The sequence below is a fragment of the Plantibacter sp. Leaf1 genome, from assembly GCF_001421315.1.
Taxonomy (GTDB): Bacteria; Actinomycetota; Actinomycetes; order Actinomycetales; family Microbacteriaceae; genus Plantibacter.
This window is the reverse complement of the sequence record NZ_LMJX01000002.1, coordinates 1,889,488-1,912,992: the sequence shown is the minus strand read 5'-3', so window position 1 is coordinate 1,912,992 and position 23,505 is coordinate 1,889,488. Positions and strand designations below refer to the sequence as shown.

The 23,505-nt window shown below is 70.5% G+C and carries 23 protein-coding genes; 14 read left to right on the top strand and 9 right to left on the bottom strand.

Features of this window, described 5'->3' with window-relative positions; translation table 11 throughout:
* The first annotated feature begins 20 nt into the window (after nt 1–20).
* Nucleotides 21–587, top strand: a complete 567-nt coding sequence (locus ASE44_RS11260) for a manganese efflux pump MntP family protein (RefSeq protein WP_056779808.1) — start codon at nt 21–23, stop codon at nt 585–587.
* On the opposite strand, the gene ASE44_RS11255 is transcribed toward ASE44_RS11260, so the two are convergent.
* From ASE44_RS11255 to ASE44_RS11245, 3 genes are all read right to left on the bottom strand, one after another.
* On the bottom strand, nt 574–2,013 hold the full coding sequence (locus ASE44_RS11255; protein WP_056779801.1) for a sugar porter family MFS transporter: 1,440 nt from the start codon (nt 2,011–2,013) through the stop codon (nt 574–576). The two genes, ASE44_RS11260 and ASE44_RS11255, sit on opposite strands and share 14 nt — an antisense overlap.
* 96 nt (nt 2,014–2,109) lie before the next feature.
* The gene (locus ASE44_RS11250; RefSeq protein ID WP_056779798.1) at nt 2,110–2,787 is read right to left on the bottom strand and encodes a response regulator transcription factor; all 678 of its coding nucleotides are present in this window, start codon (nt 2,785–2,787) and stop codon (nt 2,110–2,112) included.
* The gene (locus ASE44_RS11245; protein WP_056779796.1) at nt 2,784–4,019 is read right to left on the bottom strand and encodes a sensor histidine kinase; all 1,236 of its coding nucleotides are present in this window, start codon (nt 4,017–4,019) and stop codon (nt 2,784–2,786) included. The genes ASE44_RS11250 and ASE44_RS11245 overlap by 4 nt, the downstream gene beginning before the upstream one ends.
* 166 nt (nt 4,020–4,185) lie before the next feature.
* On the opposite strand from ASE44_RS11245, the gene ASE44_RS11240 reads away from it, so the two are divergent.
* Entirely contained in the window at nt 4,186–4,893 is a 708-nt protein-coding gene (locus ASE44_RS11240) for an ABC transporter ATP-binding protein (RefSeq protein WP_056779793.1), read from the top strand.
* Nucleotides 4,890–6,200 carry an ABC transporter permease gene (locus ASE44_RS11235; RefSeq protein WP_056779791.1) on the top strand — a complete coding sequence of 437 codons (1,311 nt, stop codon included), beginning with the start codon at nt 4,890–4,892 and terminating at the stop codon, nt 6,198–6,200. The genes ASE44_RS11240 and ASE44_RS11235 overlap by 4 nt, the downstream gene beginning before the upstream one ends.
* Nucleotides 6,201–6,381: 181 nt before the next feature.
* Here the strand turns inward: ASE44_RS11235 and ASE44_RS11230 are convergent, their stop codons facing one another.
* Entirely contained in the window at nt 6,382–6,567 is a 186-nt protein-coding gene (locus tag ASE44_RS11230; protein ID WP_056779788.1) for a hypothetical protein, read from the bottom strand.
* A 191-nt stretch (nt 6,568–6,758) separates the two neighbouring features.
* Between ASE44_RS11230 and ASE44_RS11225 the strand changes: the two genes are divergently transcribed.
* Together ASE44_RS11225 and ASE44_RS11220 are read left to right on the top strand one after the other, a co-directional pair.
* On the top strand, nt 6,759–8,030 hold the full coding sequence (locus ASE44_RS11225; protein ID WP_056779786.1) for an HNH endonuclease signature motif containing protein: 1,272 nt from the start codon (nt 6,759–6,761) through the stop codon (nt 8,028–8,030).
* Between the two features lie 108 nt (nt 8,031–8,138).
* Nucleotides 8,139–8,579, top strand: coding sequence for a BLUF domain-containing protein (locus ASE44_RS11220; protein WP_235522587.1), 441 nt, complete (start codon nt 8,139–8,141; stop codon nt 8,577–8,579).
* Between the two features lie 24 nt (nt 8,580–8,603).
* Here ASE44_RS11220 and ASE44_RS11215 read toward each other — a convergent pair whose 3' ends face one another.
* Entirely contained in the window at nt 8,604–9,335 is a 732-nt protein-coding gene (locus ASE44_RS11215) for an HAD family hydrolase (protein ID WP_082455971.1), read from the bottom strand.
* Between the two features lie 101 nt (nt 9,336–9,436).
* Nucleotides 9,437–9,961 (bottom strand): hypothetical protein, encoded by a 525-nt coding sequence (locus tag ASE44_RS11210; protein ID WP_056779784.1) that lies wholly within the window; start codon nt 9,959–9,961, stop codon nt 9,437–9,439.
* 99 nt (nt 9,962–10,060) lie between these two features.
* Here ASE44_RS11210 and ASE44_RS11205 point away from each other — a divergent pair, with 99 nt between their 5' ends.
* The 5 genes from ASE44_RS11205 to ASE44_RS11185 all read left to right on the top strand — a co-directional run bounded on the left by ASE44_RS11205 (nt 10,061) and on the right by ASE44_RS11185 (nt 14,874).
* Entirely contained in the window at nt 10,061–10,810 is a 750-nt protein-coding gene (locus tag ASE44_RS11205) for an ABC transporter ATP-binding protein (protein ID WP_056781115.1), read from the top strand.
* Nucleotides 10,810–11,634: a hypothetical protein gene (locus ASE44_RS11200; RefSeq protein WP_056779782.1), complete on the top strand. Its 825-nt coding sequence runs from the start codon at nt 10,810–10,812 to the stop codon at nt 11,632–11,634. Before ASE44_RS11205 ends, ASE44_RS11200 begins: the two co-directional genes overlap by 1 nt.
* Nucleotides 11,635–11,648: 14 nt before the next feature.
* Nucleotides 11,649–12,875 carry a serine hydrolase gene (locus tag ASE44_RS11195; protein ID WP_056779779.1) on the top strand — a complete coding sequence of 409 codons (1,227 nt, stop codon included), beginning with the start codon at nt 11,649–11,651 and terminating at the stop codon, nt 12,873–12,875.
* Nucleotides 12,876–12,943: 68 nt separating this feature from the next.
* On the top strand, nt 12,944–14,215 hold the full coding sequence (locus tag ASE44_RS11190) for a sensor histidine kinase (RefSeq protein ID WP_056779777.1): 1,272 nt from the start codon (nt 12,944–12,946) through the stop codon (nt 14,213–14,215).
* Nucleotides 14,212–14,874 (top strand): response regulator transcription factor, encoded by a 663-nt coding sequence (locus ASE44_RS11185; protein WP_056779773.1) that lies wholly within the window; start codon nt 14,212–14,214, stop codon nt 14,872–14,874. The genes ASE44_RS11190 and ASE44_RS11185 overlap by 4 nt, the downstream gene beginning before the upstream one ends.
* Nucleotides 14,875–14,886: 12 nt before the next feature.
* Here the strand turns inward: ASE44_RS11185 and ASE44_RS11180 are convergent, their stop codons facing one another.
* Nucleotides 14,887–15,762 carry an aldo/keto reductase gene (locus ASE44_RS11180; protein ID WP_056779770.1) on the bottom strand — a complete coding sequence of 292 codons (876 nt, stop codon included), beginning with the start codon at nt 15,760–15,762 and terminating at the stop codon, nt 14,887–14,889.
* An 86-nt stretch (nt 15,763–15,848) separates the two neighbouring features.
* Here ASE44_RS11180 and ASE44_RS11175 point away from each other — a divergent pair, with 86 nt between their 5' ends.
* From ASE44_RS11175 to ASE44_RS11160, 4 genes are all read left to right on the top strand, one after another.
* Entirely contained in the window at nt 15,849–16,724 is an 876-nt protein-coding gene (locus ASE44_RS11175; RefSeq protein ID WP_056779767.1) for a helix-turn-helix transcriptional regulator, read from the top strand.
* Between the two features lie 71 nt (nt 16,725–16,795).
* Entirely contained in the window at nt 16,796–17,839 is a 1,044-nt protein-coding gene (locus tag ASE44_RS11170; protein ID WP_056779765.1) for an ABC transporter substrate-binding protein, read from the top strand.
* 11 nt (nt 17,840–17,850) lie between these two features.
* On the top strand, nt 17,851–18,927 hold the full coding sequence (locus ASE44_RS11165) for an iron ABC transporter permease (protein ID WP_056779762.1): 1,077 nt from the start codon (nt 17,851–17,853) through the stop codon (nt 18,925–18,927).
* Nucleotides 18,924–19,709, top strand: coding sequence for an ABC transporter ATP-binding protein (locus ASE44_RS11160; protein WP_056779760.1), 786 nt, complete (start codon nt 18,924–18,926; stop codon nt 19,707–19,709). The genes ASE44_RS11165 and ASE44_RS11160 overlap by 4 nt, the downstream gene beginning before the upstream one ends.
* Here ASE44_RS11160 and ASE44_RS11155 read toward each other — a convergent pair.
* Nucleotides 19,675–20,559 (bottom strand): PhzF family phenazine biosynthesis protein, encoded by an 885-nt coding sequence (locus tag ASE44_RS11155; protein WP_056779757.1) that lies wholly within the window; start codon nt 20,557–20,559, stop codon nt 19,675–19,677. The genes ASE44_RS11160 and ASE44_RS11155 overlap by 35 nt on opposite strands.
* Before the next feature lie 37 nt (nt 20,560–20,596).
* Entirely contained in the window at nt 20,597–23,488 is a 2,892-nt protein-coding gene (locus tag ASE44_RS11150; protein WP_056779754.1) for a hypothetical protein, read from the bottom strand.
* Nucleotides 23,489–23,505 lie beyond the last annotated feature (17 nt).

Genomic DNA, 23,505 nt, shown 5'->3' with positions numbered 1-23,505 from the left:
CAGAGAAAGACCCCCGCGACATGACGTTCTGGCCGCTCCTCCTCATCGCGCTCGGCGTCTCAGCCGACGCCTTCGCCGTCGCCCTCACCAAGGGCCTGCACATGCGACGATTCAACGTGCGTCACGCGCTCGTGATCGCCGGCACCTTCGGACTCTTCCAAGCGGTCATGCCGCTCATCGGCTGGGTGCTCGGCACGCAGTTCGCGCGGTACATCACGGAGGTCGACCACTGGGTCGCCTTCGGCCTGCTCGCCCTCGTCGGCGGGAAGATGCTCTGGGAGGCGTTCTCGAGCCACGAGGACACCGAGGTCGACTCCGACCGCATCGACGTCCGCCGACTGCTCGTCCTGGCACTGGCGACGAGCATCGACGCCCTCGCCATCGGCATCACACTCGCCTTCCTCCCGGGCTCGATCATCGAGGCCGTCGTCCTCATCGGACTCACGACCTTCGTGCTCGCCTTCCTCGGCGTCTTCATCGGCCGCCGGGTGGGGGAGCGCTTCGGGAAGCCGGCCGAGATCGCGGGCGGTGTCATCCTGATCCTCATCGGCACGAAGATCCTGATCGACCACCTCACCGCCGGGTGAAGATCGCCCCCGTCGTGACGTCCGCACCGAGCGCCTCGAGGCTGCGCCCACGGGTCTCGGGCACCTGGGTGGCGACGAACAGGAGCGCGAGTACCCCGACGCCGGCGAACAGGAAGAAGGTGCCCGTGATGCCGAGCCCGTCGACGAGCGACGGGAAGTACAGCGACAGGAATCCGTTGCCGACCCAAAGCATGAAGATCGAGACGCCCATGCCCAGGCCGCGCATCCCGAGCGGGAACACCTCGGCCAGGTAGACCCACACGGCGACGTTGAGGAACGTCTGCATGGAGCCGACGAACACGACCACGAGGAACAGGATGACCCAGGGGCGGGCCGGGTCGCCCGGCGCGAGCAGCATCGACGCGCAACCGATGAGCAGGTGGCAGGCGGTGGTGAGGGAGAACCCGATGATGAAGGTCTTCCGTCGGTCGAGTCGGTCCATGTAGGTGAGGGCGATGAATCCGCCGATCACGGCGATGATGCCGGGTGCGATGTTGGCGATGAGCGCGCTGCTCTCATCGAAGCCGGACTCCACGAGCACGGTCTGGCCGTAGTACATGATCGAGTTGATACCGGTGAGCTGTTGGGCGATGCCCACGCCGACGCCGACGAGCAGGATGCGGACGAGCCACGGGTTGCGGAGGACGGCCCGCAGCCCGATCCGCTGTTGCTGGCGGTGCTCGGTCGAGGCCGCTTCGACATCCTCGAGCTCTGCCACCGCCCGATCGTCGGAGCGGACGGTCCGCAGGACCTCCAGCGCTTCCTCGCGGCGTCCGTGGTCGACGAGCCACCGCGGCGATTCGGGCATGCGCAACATGCCGACGAAGAGCGCGACCGCGGGGAGGGCGCAGACGGCGAACATGATCCGCCACACGCTCGGGTGCTCGCTGAAGACGTTCCCGATCACCGCGTTGACCACGAAGGCCGACAACTGGCCGATGACGATCGCGACCTCGTTCCGCCCGGTGATGGACCCGCGGATCTCATACGGGGCGAGCTCGGCCAGGTAGACCGGGACCACGGCCGACGCGCCGCCCACGGCGAGGCCGAGGAGGATGCGCCCGGCGACGAGCAGTTCCACGTTCGGCGAGCAGACGACCGCGAGCGTGCCGACGAAGAAGAGGACGGCCAGCGCGACGATGCTCGGGCGGCGGCCCCACGCGTCGGACACCCGACCGCCGAGCAACGCGCCGACGGCGGCGGCGAAGACGAGCGAGCTGGTGACGACACCCTCGGTGAGCGGGGTCAGCCCGAGCTCCGCCGTCATCGGACGAAGCGCCCCGTTGATCACGCCGGTGTCGTAGCCGAAGAGCAGCCCACCGAAGCAGGCGACGATGGAGATGAGGCCGAGGTGTCGCCGGTGCGGGCCGGGGGTGAGGGGCGGCAGCGTGCCCGCCGTCCGTCGAGCTGTGGGGGATCCGGCCATCGCACTTCCTCGTCTGCTGGGCCCGCACGCCGAAGGGCGTCGTGGACAGGACGACAGTACCGGTTCAGCCGTCGGTGCCTGGCCGGAGCAGGGTGCTCAGTCGTCGGCGCCCGGCCGGAGCAGACCGCTCTCATACGCCAGGATGACGAGCTGAGCGCGATCGTGGGCGGCGACCTTCGTCATGATGCGGTTCACGTGGGTCTTCGAGGTGTGCGGTGAGATGACGAGCTCGTCGGCGATCTGTTGGTTGGAGCGTCCGCGGGCGACGAGGAGCAGCACCTCGAGTTCCCGCTCGGTGAGGAGCGTCAGCTCGGCTGGGACCGTGCGCGGACTCGACGGGCCGTCCGCGGCGACGACGTACCTGGTGATGAGACTCCGGGTCGCCGCGGGGGACAGCAGTGCGTCCCCGGCGTGCACCGCCCGCACGGCTCGGACGATCTCCTCGGGCTCCGAGCCCTTGCCGATGAACCCGCTCGCGCCGGCCCGCAGCGTCGCGATGAGGTTCTCGTCCTCCTCGAAGGTGGTGAGGATGAGGACGCGCGTGTCCGCGAGCCCGGGGTCCGCGCAGATCGCGGCGGTCGCGCCGATGCCGTCCAGCACGGGCATGCGGATGTCCATGAGCACGACGTCCGGTCGCAACTCCCGGGCGAGCGCCACCGCCTGAGCGCCGTCCACGGCTTCGCCGACGACGTCGAGGTCGGACTCCGACGCGAGGATGTCGGAGACGGCCTGTCGGATGAGCGACTGGTCGTCGACGACGAGCACGGTGGTCATGCGGAGGACTCCTCGGGGTGCGTCGGATCGGGGTGCGTCGGATCGGTGGTCGGGAGCGTCGCGGACAGTCGCCAGCCGCCAGGGGTCGGGCCGACGTCGACGGTCCCGCGGACGGCGGCGACACGCTCGCGGATGCCGAGGAGCCCGTGCCCGGTGGTCGGCGTTCCGTCGAGCTGCCCGCTCGGGACGCCGGGAGCGGTCGGGTTGCTCACGCTGACGACGATCCTGCCGTCGCCGCTCTCGACGAGCACGTGCGCACGACGCTCGGGACCGTGCTTCAGGGCGTTCGTCAGCCCCTCCTGGACGACGCGGTACGCGACTGTGTCTGTGGCGGTCGACAGCTTCGGTGCGTCGGGGGCGATCCGTGTCGTGATGTCGAGGCCTGCGGTGGTGAACTCGGCGATCAACGCGTCGAGTCGGTCGAGTCCCGGCTGCGGCAGCGTTCCACGGAAGCCTGCGCCAGCGTCCCCGCCGTCGCTCCGCAGGACCTCGAGCAGATCGCCGATCTCGCCGAGCACCGTCCGCGACGCCCGTCGGATCGAGACGAGCGCCTCCTTCGCCTTCTCCGGCCGCGACTCCAGGGAGCTCGACGCCACCCCGGCGTTCAGGCTGATCACCGAGATCTGGTGGGCGACGGTGTCGTGGAGGTCGCGGGCGATCCGGAGTCGCTCCTCGGTCACCCGACGCCGCGCCTCTGCCTCGCGGGTCTGCTCGGCCCGCTCCGCGCGCTCGGTGATCGCCACGATGTACGCGCGGCGCGAGCGCGTCCCGTCCCCGGCCGCAGCGGCGAACGCGATCATCACCGCGAACTGGACCGTCCGCGGATCGAAGCTGCCGATCGACGCGAGCAGACTGAGGAGGGCGACGGCGACCATCGTCGCGACGGCCGTGATCAGGGTCGTCCGCCGCGCGGAGCGCACGGCCACCCCGAACATCGCGATGGCGGCCGCGATCACGACCCCGGGAGCGAGGGTCCCCGTGATCGCCGCCGCCCCGTAACAGGCGATGACGGCCGCGAGCACCGGGATGGGCCAGTGTCGCCGGAGGGGGAGCAGGAGCGCCGGCGCGACGACCAGGGCGACGACGAGTGGGCTGCCCGGCCGGAACTCCGCGTTCGGGAACGGGATGAAGGCCGAGGCGATGATGAGGACCGCGGCGACCACGTCGCCCACCCACACCGGAGGTCGAGGACGCGGATCGCGCACCCGGCGATCCTGCGTCGCGGTGGTCATGGCCCCAGTCTGCCGGGAACCCGCGCCAGGCGACTCCTCCGCACGTGGCATTCCGCGGTACCACGGACGCGGTACACGGGTGTCCGCCGGTGGGGGACGCGTCAGACGGGCGTCGCGGCGAGTCTGGACTGGTGCCGGAGCACCCGGCCCCAGACGAGGAGACACCATGCAGAACACCACAGCGCCGCCGATCATCTCGGTCCGGGACGTCCGGCGTTCCTACGGTCGCGGCCAGAACCGGTTCGACGCGCTGAAGGGGGTGAGCTTCGACATCCACGCGGGCGAGAGCGTCGCGATCGTCGGGAAGAGCGGCTCCGGCAAGTCCACGCTCATGCACGTGCTCGCGCTCCTCGACGCACCGAGCTCCGGCACCGTCGAACTCGAAGGGGTCGACACGAGCACCCTCCGCGGACGCCGCCTCAACACGACCAGGAACAAGACCTTCGGGTTCGTGTTCCAACAGTTCTTCCTCACCGCCAACGCGACGGTGCTCGAGAACGTCCTGCTCCCCATGAAGATCGCCGGCGTCCGCCGTGGTGACCGACGTCGCCGGGCGCTCGCCGCACTCGCGCAGCTCCAGCTCGAAGACAAGGCGCGGAACCGCGCGGTGAACCTCTCCGGCGGGCAGAAGCAGCGGACGGTGATCGCCCGTGCGCTCGTGAACAACCCGCGGATCATCTTCGCCGACGAACCGACCGGCAACCTCGACACGGCGACCGGCGCCGTCGTCGAAGACATCCTCTTCTCCCTCAACCGGGAGAGCGGCATCACACTCATCGTCGTGACGCACGACGAGGAGCTGGCGGCGCGGTGCGATCGGCGCATCCTCATCCGAGATGGACTGCTCGTCGAGGACGAGGCGGTGGCCGCATGAGAACCGTCGACCTCATCGGGACCGCCGTCGCGAACACCTTCCGATCGAAGACCCGCACCATCCTGACGATCCTGGCGATCTTCGTCGGAGCGTTCACGCTCACGCTGACGAACGGGCTCGGTACCGGCATCAACGCCTACATCGACGGCACGGTGTCGAGCGTCGGCGCGTCCGACACGATGACCGTCACGAAGACGGCCGACACCGGTGGAGGCCTCGGCGCGGCGACGAGCGGGCCGAAGGAGTACGACCCGGACGCGGTCGCCGCCACGGGTGCCGGAGCGCCAGGATCGACCGTCGTCGCCCTCACGCCGGCCGACCTGGACGAGCTCGGCGGGATCGACGGCGTCCTCGACGTGCAGGCGGTGAAGTCGATCTCGACCGACTACATCGAAGCGGGCGGCGGCACGAAGTACGTCGTCGGTGTCGGCGGACTCATCTCCGGGCAGAGCGTCACCCTGCTGGACGGTGCACAGCCCGACGACGACACCGACACGCTCCAGCTCGTGCTCCCCACGTCGTATGTGGAACCGCTCGGCTTCGGAAGCGACGCCGACGCGGTCGGGAAGACGGTCACCGTCGCGATCACCGATGCGCAGCGCACGCAGCACACCGTGGACGCGACCGTCGTCGGGGTCGCCGAGGAGAGCCTCGCTTCGCCCACCGGTGCCTCGATCGTGCCGAACGCCGCGCTCACCGACCTCCTCTACGAGACGCAGAACATCGGTGTCCCATCCGACCAGGTCGAGCGGTACGCGCAGGCGTCCATCCGGTTCAGCGCGGAGGCCACCGACGAGCAGGTCACGGCGTTGAAGGACCGACTGGCCGACGCGGGCTACACCGGCACGACGGTCGCGGACCAGCTCGGCACCATCAAGACGGTGATCGACGGCATCGTGCTCGTCCTCAACGCCTTCGCGATCATCGCCCTCCTCGCCGCGAGCTTCGGGATCGTGAACACCCTGCTCATGTCCGTGCAGGAACGCACCCGCGAGATCGGGCTGATGAAGGCCATGGGGATGGGCAGTGGCAAGGTCTTCGGGTTGTTCAGCCTCGAAGCCGCGTTCATCGGCTTCCTCGGCAGCGCGATCGGCGTCGGCATCGCGGTGCTCGCCGGCACCGGCATCAGCGCCGCGCTCTCCGGATCGCTCCTCGCCGACCTGCCGGGCCTCGACCTCATCGCGTTCGATCCGGCGTCGCTCGCGATCATCGTCCTGGTCGTCATGGTGATCGCGTTCCTCGCCGGAACCCTGCCCGCCGCCCGTGCCGCCAAGGCGGACCCCGTGGAGTCGCTCCGCTACGAGTGATGTGCGGATGACCGGCGTGCCGGGTGACGGCTGTGGGGCGTGGCGGAAGCCACGCCCCACAGCCGCGCCGGCGCCAGGTTGAGGAGCAGCGCCGGCACAGACGTTCAGGTCTCGTCTGCGACGTCCACGCTACGACCGCCGGTCGACGATCGTCCAACCTTGAGGACCTTCGACCGCTGCCCTATCCTTCGCGCGCTGGCTCGGTGACGTGCTCGGGCCGGAGCCCGATCCCGATGAACCTCGCCGCAAGCGGTCGGACGAGGGGGGTCGCGAGTCGCAGGATTCGGATCGCCCACCGCGGTGCGATGCGCTCGCCGGTGGTGGTGCGGGAGATGACCCGATGCCCGGCCCGCTGGATGCGCTGCATGATCCTGACCGGTCGCTCGCGGCGGCGTTGGACCGCCGCGAGTACCGCGGACGGCGCGTCTCCTGCGGCGAGGTGGCCGGCGAGAGGAACCCTCCCCGGTCCCTGAGCCTGTCAAAGGGTCCACGAGTGGACGTCCATAACCGAGACAGCTCAGCATCTGGAATGTCAGTGGTCCATGGTGGACTTGTTCCATGACCGAGAGCACCACTTCCGCAGTTCGAGCTGGCGATGCGTACGCCGCGCAGCTCGCGGAGTTCTCGGACGAGTATGCGGAGATCTGTCGGCAACAGGCCGTTCTGGACGCACGCAAAGCGCGCCTCCTCGCCCGCTCGGCGGCCTACGCCGACGCCCTCGCCGACTCGGTCGTCCCCGCCGTGTATCCGCCCGCGGAGCGCCAGGCCCTCTCCCGCCGCTCGACCTGTGCAGCGCTCGCGATGGCGACCCGCACGCCTGAGCAGACCGTCCAGCGCGCGACGAACGACGCGGAACGCCTCGTGAACGAAGCCCCGTCCGTGCTCGAATCGCTCGAGGCCGGTCGCATCTCCGCCAAGCACGCGCAGACCATCATCGATCAACTCAGCGACGTGCCAACCGCCGGGCGGGCGGCATTCCTGGCGGCAGTGTTGCCGGTCGCGGAGGAAACGACCAACGCGAACCTGCGGAAGCGTGCCCGCGTTCTGCGGGAGCGCCTCCACCCGGAGTCCATCACCGCACGTGCGGTCCGCTCGGAGACAGACCGTCGCGTCGAGTTCGAGCCCGCGACCGATGGCATGGCGTGGGTGCACCTGTTCACCACCGCACCGATCGCGCAGGGCATCATCGAGCGCGCCGAAGCAGCAGCCGCGGAGTCGCGCAGGGCCGGCGACACCCGCACGTGCGCGCAGCTGCAGGCAGACGCCCTCGCGGCACTCGCCCTCACTGGAGTGACCCCTGACGACGTCATGTCGAGCCCGGTGCTCCCGCACCCGATCGAAGTCCAGGAGCACATCACGCCGACTGTGCAGATCACGGTGCCGGCGCTGAGCATGGTCGGTGCCTCCGACGCACCGGCCACGCTCGACGGGTACGGTCCGATCGATCCCGAGACCGCGGCCCGCATCGCGGTGAACGCGCCCAGCCTGACGCGGATCCTCGTCCAGCCCGAGACCGGTGCCGTCCTCTCTGTAAGCCGCGACCAGTACCGGGTCCCGACCGACCTGCAACGCGCGGTCCGTCTCCGAGACGGCACCTGTCGCGCACCTGGCTGCGGGAGGCGCGCCAGAGCGTGTGACCTCGACCATTCGGTCGCGTGGGAAGACGGCGGCACGACGGATGTCGGGAATCTCGCCTGCTTGTGCCGACATCATCACCGGATGAAGCACTTGCCGGGATGGAACCTCGACCACGGGCCCGGTGGCGTCCTGGACTGGACGACACCCGACGGCAAACGCCACCGGACCGCACCCGATCCGGCACCCTTCTGACCACCCCCGGTCCCTGAGCCTGTCGAAGGGTGGTCGGGATGCGCACGCTCCGTGGGTGGGGAGCTGCTTCCGGGACCGCCTCCGCACCCCGCCGGGTAGGCTCCAACGGTGGGCACCGACCAAGACCAGATGCTGTCACTCGTGTACGCGAGCACGGCGACACAGCCGTTCAGCGACGAGGACCTCACCGCCCTGCTCGCCACCAGCCGCGAGAACAACGCCCGCAGCGGGCTCACCGGCATGCTCGTCCACCGCGACGGCCGGTTCCTGCAGGTCCTCGAAGGACCGGAGGCCGCCGTCCGCGGGCTCATGGACACCCTCAGCGCCGACCCCCGCCACACCGGCATCCGGGTGATGTTTGAAGAACCCATCCGCGAACGCCAGTTCGCCGACTGGACGATGGGCTTCGAACGCGCCGACAGCGGATCCGCCGCCGACCTCGACGGCTACCGCGACACCTTCGACGACCTCGACCGTGACGACCCGACCGCCACCATGCGCGCCCTTCGCGAACTCGCCCGCTGGTTCCGCAGCCGCGCCAGCCGCTGAACGAGACGGTCGCGACGGCGCCCGCTACGCCCTGAGCTTGCCGATCGGGCTGTCCTCGAGGTTCGCGAGCAACTCGGCGACGTCACCGTAGACCGCGACCGCACCTGCGTCACGCAACTCCTGCTCGCCGAACCCGCCGCTCCGCACCCCGATGCACTCCACACCGGCCCGCGCGGCCGCCTCGATGTCCCAGACGGCGTCGCCGACCATGACGGCCCGCGACGCCGGCACCCCTGCGCGGTCGAGAGCGACCTCGACGATGTCGGGCTCCGGCTTCGCCGTCTCGACGTCACCAGAGGACGTCGCGGCGAAGACCGCCTCGTCGATGTCGAGCAGCTCCCGCAGGATCTCCAGCTCGTTCTCCGGCGCCGAGGTCGCCAGGACGACCGCGATCCCGCGCTCAGCCAGCTCGCTGAGCAGCTCGCGCGCCCCACGGATCACCCGCAACCGGGACGTGTTCTGCAGGTAATACTCGCTGTGCAGCTCCTTCGCCCGCTCGCCGTACTGCTCGACCTCCTCGGAACCGTCCAGCAGGGACTCGAGGAGCTCACCGCCGTCCTTCCCGATCGACCGGTGGATCCGCCACGCGTCGACGGGTCTGCCGGCATCGGCGAACGCACGATCCCATGCGTCGACGTGCAGGTAGTTCGAATCGACGAGCGTGCCGTCGATGTCGAAGAGCACCGCGATGCGGTCGTCGGTGTTGTCGGGGACGTTGGTGTCGGTGGTCTCAGTGGTGTCAGCAGTATCGGACATGCGTCCAGTCAACCCCGCTCCATCCGTGCTGGGAAGCGGTGGCGGTCCGCCGGAGAACGTGCTCTCGTGCGGGCCCGGTCCGACCTGCTCCGGCCTCGCCGCTACTGGAACCGGCTCGTCAGGATCACGGTCCGGGTCGCGTCGTCGAGGACCACGACCGTCGAGCGCCCGTCCACCGAGAACGCGTCGTCGATGGCCTGCGAGCGCACGAACGGCCCACTCGGCAGCGCGTCGTCGAGGCCGGGGTCGAGCTCGGGGAGCTGGGCGTCCTCGTCGAGTTCCGTCGACCCCGCCTCCGCGCGCACCGCGGCGTAGCTCGCCTCGTCGAGGGTCACGAAGGCATCGATCCAGTACGTGCTGGGCCCGGGTACCCGGTCGTCGCCGAGGGTCCCGGACATCCAGGTCGCGTCCGTCGCCCCTTCGAGCTGCGGGAACCGCTCGATGAGTGGGGCGAGGTCGTGCCGGATCTCCCCGGTGCCCGAGCGGGTGGCTGCATCCGACGCCGATGCGGATGGCGCGGTCGTGCGGTCCGGCGACGGCGACGGCGTGCATCCGGACAGCAGACAGCTCAGCGCGACTGCGAGGACTGCCCCACGCAGGGCGAAGCGACGAGTGGGAGCATCCATGCCAGCAGCCTAGAGGTCGTCGACGACTGTCCATTCGGCCAGGCGTGGACTGGACGTCGGGCGGGGGTGCCGGAAGCCGCCAACGCGGAGGCTGAAGACATGACCACGACACACCCCCATTCGATCGAGGCGCACGGGCTCCGGAAGACCTTCCACGGCAGCCCCCGCGTCGACGACGTCTCCTTCACCGTCGACCCTGGCCGGGTCGTCGGACTCCTCGGCCCGAACGGTGCCGGGAAGACCACCACCATCCGCCTGTTGCTCGGCCTCGCCCGCGCCGATGCCGGAGAGGCCCGCATCCTCGGCCGACCGTACCGCGAGCTGGACCAGCCGGCACGCGCCGTCGGAGCCGTGCTCGACGCCGGTGGGCTCCACCCGGCCCGCACCGGGCGGCAGCACCTCCGCATCGCCGCAGCGCGCATCGGAGCCGACGCCGCCCGGATCGACGCGGTCCTCACCGAGGTGGGGATGAGCCGCGACGCCGACCGCCCCGCCGGCGGGTACTCGCTCGGCATGCGCCAGCGCATCGCGATCGCCGCAGCACTCCTCGGCGAGCCGGCCGTGCTCATCCTCGACGAGCCCTCGAACGGCCTGGATCCGGCAGGTATGCAGTGGTTGCGACTCCGGTTGCGCGCGTTCGCCGACGCGGGTGGAACGGTGCTGCTCTCGTCGCACCTCCTCTCCGACGTGCAGGACATCGCGGACGACGTGGTCGTCATCGCCGACGGGCGCGTCCTGGCCCGGTCGTCGATGGGCGAGATCCTCGCCGCAGCGGGAGGTGACCTCGAGGCGTACTACCTCCGGGTCACCGGAACCGCCCAGCTCGTCGAGCACGGGGAGGTGCGCTGATGTTCCGCGCCGAACTCCTCGGGCTCGTCACCACGACCGCCACGAAGGTCACCGCCCTGGTGGCCGTCGTCGGACTGATCGTCACCCAGCTCGCCTTCGTCACCCTCATGCCCGCCCTCGCCGACGGCGACATCGGGCCGGGGCTCGACGCCCTCGGCAGCGACTTCCCCGTCCTGGACCTCGCGTCCCGCGCCGTCCAACTCGACGCGCTCAACCCCCTCGGTGCGTCGATGGGCAACGGCTCCATCGGCGTCGCGCTCCTCGCGATCACCCTGTTCGGCGTCCTCGCCGGCACGAGCGACGACCGCTACGGCGGCATCGTCGGTGCCGTCCTCGCCTCGCCGAAGCGGTTCCGCATCGTCGCCGCGAAGGCGGGTGCGGTCGCCCTGATCGCCGCCGCCCTCGGTGTCGTGCTCGCCCTCATCAGCCTCGTGACGTTGCTGATCACCCTCGCCACCTCGGGGACGCCGTTCGTCCTGGGGTTCGCGGACCTCGCAGCCCGGTTCGGGCTCGGCATCCTCGCGGTCACCGCCCTGGCCGTCATCGGCCTCGCGATCGGACTCATCGTCCGCACGCAGCTCGCCGGCGTCCTGACGATGATCGCGATCCTCATCCTCGAACCGGTCGTCGTCTCCATGATCCAGCTCATCACCGGCGGGGTGCTGCCGGTCTGGACGCAGTTCCTGCCCGTCGCCCTGGCGCAGGGCGTCATCCACGGCGGCGCGGCCGGGCTCGGACCGTCCGTCGTCATCATCGCCCTCGTCACCCTCACCGCCGCCCTGACCGCGGCCGCATCCGCTGCGCTCTCGCGCCGCGACATCTGAAAGGACCCACCCACATGAACGACCAGAACCAGAACCAGACCGAGGCCAAGACACAGCACCAGACCCGTCACCGCACCCTCATCGCGGTTTCGGCCGCAGCCGCGCTCCTCGCCGGGACCGTCTCCCTCAGCGCCTGCACCAGTGCCACGGAGCAAACCGCCGGTGCGGGCTCCGAGTCGGGCCCGCTGCAGGACCGGATGCAGTCGCTCGTCGACGCCGGCTACCCCGCGGCGCTCGCCTCGGTGATCGGACCGGACGGCGACGCGATCGACGTCGCGGCAGGCATCGGCGACCTCGCGACCGACGAGCCCGCCCAGGTCGACGGCGAGGTGCGGATCGCGAGCAACACGAAGATGTTCGTCTCGACCGTCGTCCTCCAGCTGGTCGAGGAGGGGAAGGTCTCGCTCGACGCCCCGATCGACACCTACCTCCCGGGGCTCATCACCGGCGACGGGATCGACGGCACCCGCATCACCGTCCGGCAGCTGCTCCAGCACACGGCGGGGCTCCCCGAGTACGCCGACCAGATCGCGGCCGACGCGTTCGCTGCGCAGGAGCGCTACACCTCGCCCCGCGACATGCTCGACATCGCCCTCGCGAAGCCGGCCGTGTTCGCGCCGGGGGAGCGGTGGGCGTACAGCAACACCAACTACCTCGTGCTGGGGCTCATGATCGAGCACGTCACCGATCGGGCGCTCGGCCAGCAGATCGACGAACGCATCGTCAAGCCGCTCGACCTCGAGCACACCTACTTCCCGGCGCCGGGCGAGCGTGAGCTGCGCGGGGAGCACCCCAAGGGGTATCACGCGAAGACCGCCGGCGAGCTCGTGGACTTCACCGCCCTCGACACCTCGTTCGCCTGGTCCGCGGGTGCGCTCGTCTCGACGCCGCACGAGCTCAACGTCTTCATGAAGGCGCTGCTCGACGGGGAACTCCTGAACGAGGAGACCCTCGCCGAGATGCAGACCACGGTTCCGGCGGGCGACGAGCTGTGGCCGGGAGCGGGCTACGGGCTCGGCCTCCAGAGCTACCCGCTGAGCTGCGGCGGCGTGGCCTGGGGTCACGGCGGCGACATCCCCGGAACCCAGACGCGCAACGCGGTCGGCCCCGACGGCACGGCCGTCACCATCGCCGTCACCTCGCTGCCGTGGGCGGTCGTCTCGCCCGACGACACCGAGCGACTGATGGAGCAGTACCGGATCGTCGTCGACGCCCTCGACGCGAGCCTCTGCGAGCGATGACCGTTTCCCACCGGCAGCCGAGCGTCGACCCCCTCCGGGGTCGGCGCTCGGCGTGGTTGACTCGACCCATGACCTCGTCCGCACGGCCCGCACCTGTCGTGGCCCGTCTGCGCTCGGTGCTCCCGCCGGTCCTGGTCCTCGCCGGTGCGGTGGGGTACCTCGGGGTCGTCCCGTGGGTCGACGAGCTGCACGCCGTGCCCGGACAGGTGTCGCCGTGGGCGCACGCGGCGCTGGTCGTGCTCCAGGCCGTCGCCCTGCTCTTCCGGCGTCAGCACCCCGTCGCGGTCTTCGGTGCGGCGGTCCTGCTCGACCTCGTGATCCTCGGGTCCAGTGGTGGCGAACTCGGGATCGGCTCGTTCGGCGTGATCCTCGCCACCTATGCGCTCGCCCGTCACGAGGAGCGTCGGACGGTGACGACCGCGCTGGTGACAGGCGCGGTGGCCACGACGGTCGTCGGCGGCATCGCCATGGCCTTCGGGTCGTCCGAGCAGCCGCTCCTCCTCGTCTTCGCAGCCGTCGCGCGCATCGTGTTGCAGTACGTGCTCCCGGCCGGCGTCGCCGAGTACACCAGGGGTCGCGAGCGGTTGCTGTCGGCGATCGAGGACCAGGCGCGCATGGCGGAGAACGAGCGCCGGATCAGCGCCCTGAACGATCTCCGCTCGGAACGCACCGCCCTCGCCCGAGAACTGCACGACATCGCCGGGCACCACCTGTCGGGGATCATCGTGAGTGCCCAAGCGGCCACCGCGCTGATGGAGCGCGACCCGGAACGTGCTCGAGCGATGCTCCAGACGGTGCAGTCCGACGCCCGCACCACCCTCGTCGACCTGCGGCGGACGGTCGGCCTGCTGCGCAGTGACGACGCGGACTCCGAGGGCGGCGGCGACGGATCGACCCTCGGGCCGGCGACCATCCCGACGATCGCGGCGATCCCGGAACTCGTCGAGGCGGCGCGGTCACGGGGGCAGCACGTCGCGTACACCGTGACCGGCGAGCCTCGTGTGCTGGGGCCGCTCGCGGAGACGGCCGCGTACCGGACCGTTCAGGAGTCGCTGGCGAACGCCGCCCGGCATGCGCCCGGAGCCACCTGTCACGTCGTGGTGCGGTTCGAGGCGGATGCGATCGAGCTCACCGTGACGAACGCCCCGTCGTCGCAGCGGCCTGCGTCGCCGTCCCGTGACGGGTACGGCCTGTGGGGCATGCGCGAGCGGGCCGAGCTCATCGGGGCGCGATTGACCTCGGCGCCGACGGACGACGGCGGGTGGCGCAACCGCCTGACCATCCCCGACGAACAGCGACCCGACCAGCAAGGTCCCGACCAGCACCGGAGTGATGCATGATCCGCCTCCTCATCGCCGACGACCAGGCCGTCGTCCGTGCTGGCCTTTCGGTGATCCTCGGTGCCGAGCCGGACATCGAGGTGGTGGGCGAGGCCATCGACGGCGCCGACGCGGTGCGGTTGGCGAAGGAGCTGCGTCCGGACCTGATCTGCATGGACATCCGCATGCCGGGCACGGACGGGATCGCGGCGACCCGTACGATCACTACCGACCCGGAGCTCGACGCCGACGTCCTCATCCTCACGACCTTCGACGTCGATGCGGACGTGTTCGCCGCGCTCGAAGCCGGGGCGGCGGGCTTCCTGCTGAAGGGTGCGGACGAGGCGACCTTGCTCGCGGCGATCCGGTCCGTCGCAGCGGGGGAGGGCACGCTCGATCAGCGCTTGACCCGACGCATCCTCCGCGAGTTCTCGGAGCGCCGCAGCACGACCGTGCCGGCCACCACGGCTCCGGCCGAGTCACCGCTCACCGACCGCGAGTTCGACGTCCTCCACCTGCTGGCCGAGGGCCTGTCCAACGCGGAGATCGCGGACCGGCTCTTCGTCGAACCCACCACGGTGAAGTACCACCTCGCCGGGCTGCTGCAGAAGACCGGCGCGCGCGACCGCCTCCAGGCCGTGCTCTGGGGCATCCGCGCGGGGCTCGTCGACCCGCGGTGAGGGGGCCTGTGGTCAGGCGTCGGGGATGTCGCGGCCGAACGCTGCGAGGGTGACGGCCTCCGGCTCGGGCCCGCCGCGGACACCGGTCTCGAGGGCGTCGATCTGCGCAAGCTCGTCGTCGGTGAGCTTGAAGTCGAACACGTCGATGTTCTCGGCGATGCGCTCAGGCTTGGTGGACTTCGGGATGACCTGGCGGCCTTCCTGAATGTGCCAGCGCAACATCACCTGAGCGGCCGACTTCCCGTACTGCTCACCGATCTCGAGGATGACGGGCTCGTCGAAGCTGCGGCGCTCCGAGTCGCGGTAGGAGGTGATGCCGCCGATCGGTGACCATGCCTGGGTGAGGATGCCATGCTCGGCGCCGTACGCTTGGACCTCGCGCTGCTGGAAGTACGGGTGGACCTCGATCTGGTTCACCGACGGCACGACACCCGTCTCGTCGAGAAGGCGGGTCAGGTGCTCGACCATGAAGTTGCTGACGCCGATCGCGCGGACCTTGCCGTCCGCGAGCAGCTGTTCGAGGGCGCGGTAGGCGCCGATGGTCTGCTCGAATGCGGTCGGCAGCGCCTGGTGCAGGATGAGGAGGTCGATCTGGTCGACGCCGAGCTTGCCAGCGCTCTTGGTGAAGGAGTGCAGGGTCTGGTCGTAGCCGTAGTCGCTGATCCAGATCTTCGTCTCGATGAAGACCTCGGAACGGTCGAGGCCAGACGCCGCAATCGCATCACCGACGCCGCGTTCGTTCGCATAGGCCGCTGCGGTGTCGATGTGCCGGTAGCCAGCTTGCAAGGCTGAGACGACTGCGGCGTTGGTCTCATCCGGCGGGGTCTGGAAGACGCCGAGGCCGAGGGCGGGGATGTCGATGCCGTTGTTGAGGGTGAACGTGTCCATACCTCGACGCTACGAGCCCGCCTCAGCGGGGTGGGAGTTCCTGGCGGTACCTCCCAGGACCGACCGAGGCGACGTACCGTTGCAGGGTGGATACGAAAGCGCAGGTGCAGGAGTTCCTGACGACCAGGCGCGCGAAACTCACCCCGCGCGACGCTGGGCTGCCAGACATGGGCGGCCAGCGTCGCGTCACCGGGCTGCGCCGTGAGGAGGTCGCGATGCTCTCCGGCGTCAGCGTCGACTACTACGTCCGCCTCGAACGCGGCAATCTCGCCGGCGTCTCCGAGAGCGTCCTTGAAGCGCTGTCGCGCGCCCTCCAACTCGACGAAGCCGAGCACGCCCACCTGCTCGATCTTGCTCACGTCGCGAACGCCTCCCCGGTCGCACGCCGAAGAACACCTGCGAACCGGGTCCGTCCGACGATCCAACGACTCCTCGACAGCATCGGAGCCCCTGCCGTCATCAGGAACGGGCGATCCGACATGCTCGCCACCAACACGCTCGGTCGGGCGCTGTATGCGCCGATGTTCATCGACCCAGCCGGGACACCGAACTCCGCACGGTTCACCTTCCTCGACCCGCGCTCGAAAGACTTCTACCCCGATTGGGACCGTCTCGCGTCCGACCTCGTGGCTGCACTCCGCGGCGAAGCCGGCCGACGACCCTACGACAAGCGACTCACCGATCTGATCGGCGAACTCTCCACCCGGAGTGAGGATTTCCGGGTCCGCTGGGCCGCGCACGATGTCCACGCCCACCGCACCGGCAAGAAACGCGTCCACCACCCCGTCGTCGGCGAGATCGAGCTCACCTTCGAAGCCATGGACCTCACCGCCGATGACGGACTCACCCTCGTCGCCTACGGCACCGAACCGGATTCCGCGTCGGAACAAGCGATGGCATTCCTCGCAAACTGGGCAGCGACGCTCGAGCAAACCCGAGGAACTGCCCCTTCCCCTGCGTAGCGCTCGATTCGCCCCCACCAGTCAGGTAAGGCTATCCTTCCTAGGTCCCCGCCCTGAATGAAGGAGTCGACGTGCACCAGCGCGCCGCCAGCAGTCTCGCCCTCGCAGCCGTCCTCGCCCTCGGACTCTCCGCCTGCGGCGCCTCCGAAGCCGTCGAACCGGCGTCCACCGCCGCCGCAGGGCAGGGCGCGACCGAGTACCCGCTCACGCTCGACAACTGCGGCACCGAGGTCACGATCGACGCCGCACCACAGCGGGTCGTCTCCCTCGACCAGAACTCGACCGAGATCCTGCTCTCCCTCGGCCTCGAGGACCGCATCGTCGGCACCGCCTCCTGGACGGACCCCGTCCTCGACTCGCTCGCCGCCGCCAACGCCGAGGTCCCGCGCCTGGCCGACAACGCCCCCACCTACGAGGTCGTCCTCGGCGCCGACCCGGACTTCGTCACCGCCTCCTTCGGCCGCCACTTCAACGAGGGCGGCGTCGCCCCACGCGACCGCTTCGCCGAGACCGGTGTCGCCAGCTACCTCTCACCCACCGACTGCGACAACGGGACGAGCATCAACGGCGGCGGCACGCGCACGACGCCGCTCACCATCGACGCGCTGTACCAGGAGATCACCGAGCTGGGCGAGGTCTTCGACGTCTCCGACCGCGCAGCAACACTCGTCGCCGATCTGCAGGCCAGGGCCGCGAAGGCGACCGAGGGTGTCGACTTCGATGGCACGACCGTCGCGTTCTGGTTCGCCGACACGAAGACGCCCTACGTCGGTGGCGGACTCGGCTCAGCCGCGCTCCTCGCCTCGACCACGGGCCTCGAGAACGTCTTCACCGAAGCCACCGACGACTGGCCGGCGACCACCTGGGAGGACCTCGTCGACCGCGACCCCAAGGTGCTCGTCCTCGGCGACCTACAACGCGACCGGTTCCCCGGCGACCGCCTCGACGACAAGATCGCGTTCCTCGAGTCCGACCCGCTCACGAAGACGATGGACGCGGTCCGCAACCAGCGGTACATCGCCCTCCACGGTGCCGAGCTGAACCCGTCCATCCGCTTCGTCGACGGCCTCGAGAAGATCAAGGCGTGGTGGGTCGAGCACGAGGACGAGCTCTGAACCCCCACACGGTGACGAAACCGGATACAGCGACGCGCGTCGACACCGCCCGGCGTCCCGCGCCCCGAGCCCGCCGGGCGGTGATCGCCGGACTCCTCGTCCTCGCCGGCGTGCTGCTGCTCCTCATCTCGGTGGGAACGGCCATCACCCTCGGCCCGGCCGACATCCTGCTCGTCAACGTGCGCGACATCGTCACCAACCACCTGGGGATCACCGACATCCCGGTGAAGCTGTCGAAGGACGCGATCGTCTGGGAGGAACGCCTGCCCAGGGCGTTCGTCGCCGCCGCATGCGGAGCCGGACTCGGGCTCTGCGGCGTCATCATGCAGTCGCTGCTCCGGAACCCTCTCGCCGACCCGTTCATCCTCGGCATCTCCTCCGGTGCGTCGACCGGTGCGGTCGCGATCGGGATCCTCGGACTCGGCGGGGCATCGATCGGCCTGTCCGGCGGCGCGTTCATCGGCGCGCTCGTCGCCTTCGGACTCGTGCTCCTGCTGGCCCGGCTGTCGGGCGGCGGCACCGATCGGGTCGTGCTCGCCGGAGTGGCCAGCACCCAGCTGTTCTCGGCACTGACGTCCCTCGTCATCTTCGCGTTCGCCGACTCCGACGAGACCCGCGGCGTGATGTTCTGGCTGCTCGGCTCGCTCGAGGGCGTGCGCTGGGACGACGTGATCCTGTGCGCGATCGTCGTCGTCGCCGGCTCCCTGCTGTGCCTGCGGTACGCCCACGCGCTCGACGCCTTCGCGTTCGGCGAGGACGTCGCGGCGTCCCTCGGAATCCACGTGGGGCGGACGCGGGCGGTCCTCCTCGTCGCGACGGCACTCATCACGGCGACCCTCGTGAGCGTCGCCGGGGCGATCGGCTTCGTCGGCCTCGTGCTCCCGCACGCCGCCCGCCTGCTCGTCGGGCCGCGGCACGGTCGGCTCATCCCGGCGACGGCGATCATCGGCGCCATCTTCATGGTGTGGGTGGACGCCGGCTCGCGGGTCGCGTTCTCGCCGACACCGCTGCCGGTGGGCGTGGGGACGGCACTCGTCGGGGTGCCCGTGTTCATCGCGCTGCTGGCGCGGAGGAGGAAGCGCGGATGACGCTGCACGCGGAGAACGTGACCTGGAACCGCGGCGGTGCGCTCGTCGTCGACGGCGTCACCCTGCACCCCGAGCCGGGACAGACCGTCGGCCTCCTCGGGCCGAACGGCTCGGGCAAGTCGTCCCTCCTGCGGGTGCTCCACGGCCTCGTGAAACCGACGGCCGGATTCGTGACGCTCGACGGCGTCGACCTCGCCTCGGTCGGGCGGCGGCGCATCGCGCGTTCGGTGGCCTCGGTGACCCAGCACGCCGAGACCGACGTCGACATCACGGTGCGCGACATCGCCCGGCTCGGACGGATCCCGCACCGCTCGGGACTCGGCGGCGACACCGCGGCCGACGACGCCGCCGTGGAGCGTGCGCTCGCGCATGTCGGCCTGCTCGATCAGGCCGGGCGCCTCTGGCACACCCTCTCCGGCGGCGAGCGTCAACGCGCGCAGATCGCCCGGGCCCTCGCCCAGGAACCACGCGAGCTGCTCCTCGACGAACCGACGAACCACCTCGACATCCGACACCAGCTGGAGCTCCTCGACCTCGTCTGCGCGCTCCCGCTGACCACCGTGATCGCCATCCACGACCTCAACCTGGCCGCGATGTATTGCGACACCGTGGTCGTGCTGCGGGCCGGTCGGGTGGTCGCCGCCGGCGCACCGAGCGAGGTGCTCACGGCGGACCTCATCGCCGACGTCTACGGCGTCGCGGCCGAGGTGACGCTGGACGCGGAGCGCGGCTATCCGGTGGTCACCTTCACTCGATCGGGCTCGCCGTCCCGGACACGGTGATGCCGCCGGTGGCGGGGACGTCGACGGTCAGGAGACTGGGTGCGCCGACATGGTGGCCCTGCCGGACGAGGATCCGAGCCGAAGGGGTGAGGAGACCGAGCGCACGCAGGTAGCCGCCGAGGGAGGCCGCTGCGGACCCGGTCGCCGGGTCCTCGGTGATGTCGCCGACGGGGAAGAGGTTTCGGGCCTCCACGTGCAGGTGCCCCGCGTCGTCGAAGCCGTGGCTGTGCACGACCGTCGCGGTTCCGGCCCACCCCTGCTCGTCCATCAGCCGGCGCAGCGTGGCCGGGTCGAAGGTGAAGTCGTCGAAGACGTCCTGCTCGCGGACCGTGACGACCGGATGCCGATTCCCAGCGAACGACTCGCGGAGCGGCCACCGCTCGTCGAGGTCCGACCGCTCGAGCCCGAGGATCGACAGCAGCCGGTCGGCGACCTCCGGGTCGAGGTCACGCACGGTCGGCTCCACGCTCGTGAAGGACGCGGTGATCGAGTGGGTCTCGGGGTCGTTCGTCGTCTCGACGACGAGGGGTCCGACGTTCGTCTCCAGCGTGAACCGACCGACACCACGGCGCTCAGCGAGCACGACGGCCGTCGCGATGGTGGCGTGGCCGCAGAACGGCACTTCTGCACCGGGGGAGAAGTAGCGCAGCCGCACGTGGCGGTCGTCGTCGTCGATTGCCGGGTCGACGACGAACGCCGTCTCGGGGTACGCGACCTCGGTGGCGATCTCCTGCATCTCGGCGTCCGACAGCGTAGAGGCGTCGAGGACGATTCCGGCAGGATTCCCACCACCCGGTTCGGCGGCGAAGGCCGTGAGGCGCAGGATCTCGGGAGGTGCGGTGGTCGACATCCGACGATGCTATCCCGCGGCCTGCGACGCTCGTCGGTCAGGCGCGCTTCCCTCCCCTCAGGGCGAGGAAGTACCAGGCGAGGATCGCCACGACGTCGGCGACGAGGGCGCCGAGCAGGAGGCCGCCGAAGGGGTCGTCACCGTCGATGGCGTCCAGCTCACGGATGCCGAGCACCATCGCGGCGACGAGCGCCGCCGGGGTCAGCCACCGCACCGCGTCACGGAGCAGCCCCGGCTCCCGCACCCGACCACGCCCTCGGACGGTACCGATCGCGCCGATCACGCAGCCGAGGATCGAGACACCGGCGAAGAGGAGGGTGAGGAGCCCGGGTGCCAGCGCCGCCGTCCGGGCCCAGGCCGCAGCGCCGGCGTCGGTCCCGGCGACCGTGCCGGCGGGGAGGTCGAGGGCCACGCCGAGGTCGTCGTAGCGGGCGTCGAGCGGCCACCGGCCGTCGTCAGGCACGAGGTCGAGCGTCGCCGTCTCCTGCCCGGATCCGTCTTCGGCCGCCGCGGGTCGCCAGGCCGCGGCCTCGGGCGGCGTCCAGCCGGCGCTGACGGCATCGTCGAGGAACGCGTCGTCGGCGGTGAAGCTGAACCGGAACGGTTCCGGCGGGTCGTCCTCGTCGAACCCGGTACTGCTCGACCAGCCGTCGAGGAGGGCGACCCAGTGGATCCGGTCGACGTCGCGGCCGTCGATGGACGCAGCGACCGCGGGCCTCGTGGCGGTCGTCCGGATGACGACGTCGTGCAGACCGGTGAGCACCTCGCCGAACGTCGTGCGGAGCAGCAGTCGACCGTCCTCCCGTTCCGTCGTGAAGGGTGCATCCTCGCCGTCGATCGTCACGGAGTCCACAGAGAGCCCCAGGTCCTGGCCGTCGACGACGGCCGGCCATTCACGGACCACCTGTCCGGGCACGGCGCCCTCATCGGAGAAGTCGACGCCGAGCCGTTCGGTCGTGCGCAGCCAGGCGCCGTCGCGATCGGTCTGCTCCAGGACCGCGTCGAACTCGGCCGAGGCGAGCCGCGTGAGGGTCGATCCGGCGATGTCGCCGGTGTACGAACGGGGTGTCTCGGACTCCGTCGAGGGGGCGGGGAGGATGTTCACCGCGACGATCGCACCGGCCACGAGGAGCAGGGCGAGCACGCGGACGGCGATGCGCGGCGCGGTGAGGAAGCCGGTCCGCGATCCCTCGGCACGCGAGGCACGAGCGGCCGCGGCGGCCGGCATCGTGATCTCCGGGGCGATGAGCGCGGCCACCCGTCGGCCGGTCGCGCGGGGCGGCGCGCCGAGCACGGCGTAGGGCAGGAGCCGGTCGCGGAGGCTGGCGCGGTCGAGCAGCTGCGTCCGCTCCGCGAACACCCGGATGCCGAGCAGGTGCTGCTTCACGAGCGCACCCTTGCGGGTCAACGGCCTGGCCGTCAGCGCGATCGCGAGGACGATGACGGCGAAGACGGTCGAGAGCGCGACGAACGCGAGCGGCCACCACACCACCGCGAGCACGGTCTGATGCGACAGCTGCCGGACGATGCCCCACTGGAGGAGGGTCAGCGCGATCGGTGCGGCGATGAACCAGTCGCGGACGAAGCCCTTCGGCACCCGCCGCAGGCCCTCGCGCACCTGGCCGGCGCGTTCCGGCCCGGTGAGGTACCGGCGCAGGGCGCGGGGGCGGTCGCCCAGACGACCGGCCCGCTTGGCGGCACCCGCCGCGGCGATGAGGCGCGCCTGTCGCTTGGCCTGCTGCTTGGTTCCACTGATCGCCGCGTCTTTCAAGCGTTCGGCGAGTTCCATCGTCGCGGGCGACCGGAGGAGGTGTGCGGCGGTGCGCGGCGAGATGCCGGCAGGCGGTTCCGACTGGGCGACGTACCACGGGCGTCCGCGGGCGTCGCCCCAGGCGACGGCCCGGGCGGCGAACGACAGGAGGAGCGTCGCGGCGAGGACGAGCATCGGGAGGACCGGACCGAAGGTCTGCAGCCAGAAGATCCAGGACTGCGGGGGCATCGTGATCGATCCCGCCTCGAACGGCATCGTGAACCGCGCCTGCGAGTGGGGCGGGGCCGTGTCGTCGACCGTGAAGCTGTAGGCGACCTCGCCCGGTGCCGCGTCGGGCTCGGGGGTGAGCCACTGCCCGGCACCCACGAGGGTCCAGGCGAAGGAGCCGCGCGGCTGCCGGACGAGCCGGTCGTCGAGCTCCTGCGGGATGGTCACCCGCACGTCGAGTTTCGCGACGGCCTGCTGCAGGTCGGGTCCGAAGACGTCCCACCGGAGCAGGTCGACGGGCTGCCCGCTGGCGGTGTCCTGGGTGACGTAGGCGAGATCGGAGAGCCGGTACCGGATGACGAGGTCATGGTCGCCCGTGAGCCGCTCGCCGGGTTTCACGACCAGTCGCAGGAAGACCGCCGCCCGCTCCCGGGTCACGTCCTGCTCCACGCCGTCGAGCGTCACCGTGATGCCGGACGGGTCGAGGGCGTGCCCCTCGTACTCGGTGGCGAGCACCCGTTCGATGGTGGAGTCCTCGAGATCCTTCGGGAAGAAGGCGTCGATGCGTTCCTCGACGACGGTGACGAGCCGACCGTCCTCGTCGGTGGTGACGTGGTAGTCGGCGGAGAAGGAGCGGGCGATCCAGCTGTCCGTGACGTCGGACGCCTCATCGGTGAGGTCGTCGAGGGTCAGCGGCGGGTTGATGACCGGGCCGACGAGGAGCAGGATCCCGCCGATCGCGACGAGCCCCCAGAGCTGCCACAGCACGCCCCGCAGTCGGGAGCCGCCGCGGGACTGCAGCCAGCGTTCGACGCGCAGCAGCCAGGCGGACAGGACGGTCCACAGTGGCGTGTGCTTCGGGGCCGGGTCCGCGATGCGGGTGTCGGTGCCGTCAGGTGCGTCGGTGCTCTCAGGTGTGCCGGGCTCGCCCGTTCCGTCCGATCCGATCACGTCGTCGAGTGTAATCG

What these genes read in the sequence shown, in the direction of transcription:
- ASE44_RS11260 (WP_056779808.1), top strand. Translation starts at nt 21, where the DNA reads ATGACGTTCTGGCCGCTCCTCCTCATCGCGCTCGGCGTCTCAGCCGAC.
- ASE44_RS11255 (WP_056779801.1), bottom strand. Translation starts at nt 2,013, where the DNA reads ATGGCCGGATCCCCCACAGCTCGACGGACGGCGGGCACGCTGCCGCCC.
- ASE44_RS11250 (WP_056779798.1), bottom strand. Translation starts at nt 2,787, where the DNA reads ATGACCACCGTGCTCGTCGTCGACGACCAGTCGCTCATCCGACAGGCC.
- ASE44_RS11245 (WP_056779796.1), bottom strand. Translation starts at nt 4,019, where the DNA reads ATGACCACCGCGACGCAGGATCGCCGGGTGCGCGATCCGCGTCCTCGA.
- ASE44_RS11240 (WP_056779793.1), top strand. Translation starts at nt 4,186, where the DNA reads ATGCAGAACACCACAGCGCCGCCGATCATCTCGGTCCGGGACGTCCGG.
- ASE44_RS11235 (WP_056779791.1), top strand. Translation starts at nt 4,890, where the DNA reads ATGAGAACCGTCGACCTCATCGGGACCGCCGTCGCGAACACCTTCCGA.
- ASE44_RS11230 (WP_056779788.1), bottom strand. Translation starts at nt 6,567, where the DNA reads ATGCAGCGCATCCAGCGGGCCGGGCATCGGGTCATCTCCCGCACCACC.
- ASE44_RS11225 (WP_056779786.1), top strand. Translation starts at nt 6,759, where the DNA reads ATGACCGAGAGCACCACTTCCGCAGTTCGAGCTGGCGATGCGTACGCC.
- ASE44_RS11215 (WP_082455971.1), bottom strand. Translation starts at nt 9,335, where the DNA reads ATGTCCGATACTGCTGACACCACTGAGACCACCGACACCAACGTCCCC.
- ASE44_RS11210 (WP_056779784.1), bottom strand. Translation starts at nt 9,961, where the DNA reads ATGGATGCTCCCACTCGTCGCTTCGCCCTGCGTGGGGCAGTCCTCGCA.
- ASE44_RS11205 (WP_056781115.1), top strand. Translation starts at nt 10,061, where the DNA reads ATGACCACGACACACCCCCATTCGATCGAGGCGCACGGGCTCCGGAAG.
- ASE44_RS11200 (WP_056779782.1), top strand. Translation starts at nt 10,810, where the DNA reads ATGTTCCGCGCCGAACTCCTCGGGCTCGTCACCACGACCGCCACGAAG.
- ASE44_RS11195 (WP_056779779.1), top strand. Translation starts at nt 11,649, where the DNA reads ATGAACGACCAGAACCAGAACCAGACCGAGGCCAAGACACAGCACCAG.
- ASE44_RS11190 (WP_056779777.1), top strand. Translation starts at nt 12,944, where the DNA reads ATGACCTCGTCCGCACGGCCCGCACCTGTCGTGGCCCGTCTGCGCTCG.
- ASE44_RS11185 (WP_056779773.1), top strand. Translation starts at nt 14,212, where the DNA reads ATGATCCGCCTCCTCATCGCCGACGACCAGGCCGTCGTCCGTGCTGGC.
- ASE44_RS11180 (WP_056779770.1), bottom strand. Translation starts at nt 15,762, where the DNA reads ATGGACACGTTCACCCTCAACAACGGCATCGACATCCCCGCCCTCGGC.
- ASE44_RS11160 (WP_056779760.1), top strand. Translation starts at nt 18,924, where the DNA reads ATGACGCTGCACGCGGAGAACGTGACCTGGAACCGCGGCGGTGCGCTC.
- ASE44_RS11155 (WP_056779757.1), bottom strand. Translation starts at nt 20,559, where the DNA reads ATGTCGACCACCGCACCTCCCGAGATCCTGCGCCTCACGGCCTTCGCC.